This is a genomic window from Undibacterium sp. TC9W (genome assembly GCF_049339865.1).
Taxonomy (GTDB): domain Bacteria; phylum Pseudomonadota; class Gammaproteobacteria; order Burkholderiales; family Burkholderiaceae_D; genus Undibacterium.
The window spans coordinates 1-709 of record NZ_JBMPPJ010000064.1 but is presented as its reverse complement, the minus strand read 5'-3'; the positions used below and the strand labels follow the sequence as shown (position 1 = coordinate 709).

1 protein-coding gene is annotated in these 709 nt (G+C 54.7%); it reads right to left on the bottom strand.

Annotation, left to right across the window (positions count from 1 at the left end):
* The coding region (locus ACO0LN_RS30255; RefSeq protein WP_422980461.1) for a hypothetical protein at positions 1 to 709 on the bottom strand (709 nt) is incomplete at both ends.

Here is a 709-nt window from a genome sequence, read left to right as displayed (position 1 = left end):
GCAGAAGTCACTTCGACATTGCCAGTAGTGGAAAGTGTACGGGTCGCACCGCCTTCACCGGTAATGGTCAGCTTGGAAATGGTGACATCATTCGTTGCACCTATCGTTTTAACCAGGTTGGTGCCGGTGATGGTGAAGACATGTGTCGTACCATCATAAGTTGCGGACGTAATCGTTGGTGCAGTGACATTCGATACTGTCACGCCATTGGCAGTCAGGTCGGCACTGGAGGTCGTTGTCTGATCCCAGGATGCAGCAGCGGCCAGGTTGAAGGTGGTGGTATCAACGGCGGTGGTGCCGTTGTTGTTCAAGATGCCGTTGATGGCCAATTTGTCGGTAGCGTTCAGAGTGACTGCAAAGGCGGTACTGCTGCTGGCGGTGACGTTGGCGCTGGTCAGGGTGTAGGAGCCAGCCTGACCTGTGATAGAGAGTTTGCTGACATCGATGGTGTCGCCACCGACGATGTTGACTGCCGAGACGGACAATATGCCGGTTGCTGCATCGTAAGTAGAGCTGATGATGCTTGGTGCGGCGTTCGATACGGTAATCCCGTTACCGGTCAGGTCCTGAATGTTGCCACCGGTGATGACGCTGTTCCAGTCATCTGCTGCCGCCAGATTGTAAGTCGTTGAACTGCTGGCGGAGGATGTGCCGTTCTTGTTGAGCAGGCCATCGACTGAAGCAATATCAGCACCGGCCAGAGTGAAGG